Raw genomic sequence first — 650 nt, forward strand, 5'->3', positions numbered from 1 at the left:
GCCGGCCTGACGTCACTCGCGCTGGCCGGCAATTACGCCTATTTCGGTAGCAGCGCGATGTCGCTGGCGCGTGGCACCGATTGGCTGGCCGTTCCGCTTTGTGGTGTGGTCGGTGGCCTCGCGGGCGGGCTGTTCAGCCGCGCTGTCATCGCCATGGCGCGCGGCTTCAAGAATCCGCTCGGACACGCGATCAAGGGTCATCCGCTCTGGTTCGCATTTGCCTGTGGCCTCGCCGTCGCGATTTGCGGCCTGATATCCGGCGACACGATCTATGGCACGGGTTATGTGCAGGTGAAGGAGGCGCTGGATCACGGCACGCCGCTGCCGCGAGACTTCGGCGTTCTCAAGCTCCTGGCTACCACCTTTGCCGCGATCAGCGGCATACCGGGCGGCATCTTCTCGCCGTCGCTGGCCGTCGGGGCCGGCATCGGCAGCAATATCGCGGCGTTGTTCCATGACGCGCCGCTCGGTGCGGTCATGCTGCTCGGCATGGTCTCGTATTTCGCCGGGGTCGTGCAGGCGCCGATTACCGCCTTCGTGATCGTGACCGAGATGACCGACAATCACGGCATGGTCGTGCCGTTGATGGCAGCCGCGCTGATCGCGCATTTCGTCTCGCGGATGATCTGCGAGGAGGGTATCTATCACGC

General features: G+C 64.8%; 1 protein-coding gene. It reads left to right on the forward strand.

The features are described 5' to 3' along the window. A partial coding sequence (locus FXB40_RS47480; RefSeq protein ID WP_148779123.1) for a chloride channel protein occupies nt 1–650 on the forward strand: 650 nt, incomplete at both ends.

The sequence above is a fragment of the Bradyrhizobium rifense genome (assembly GCF_008123425.1).
Lineage (GTDB): Bacteria > Pseudomonadota > Alphaproteobacteria > Rhizobiales > Xanthobacteraceae > Bradyrhizobium > Bradyrhizobium rifense.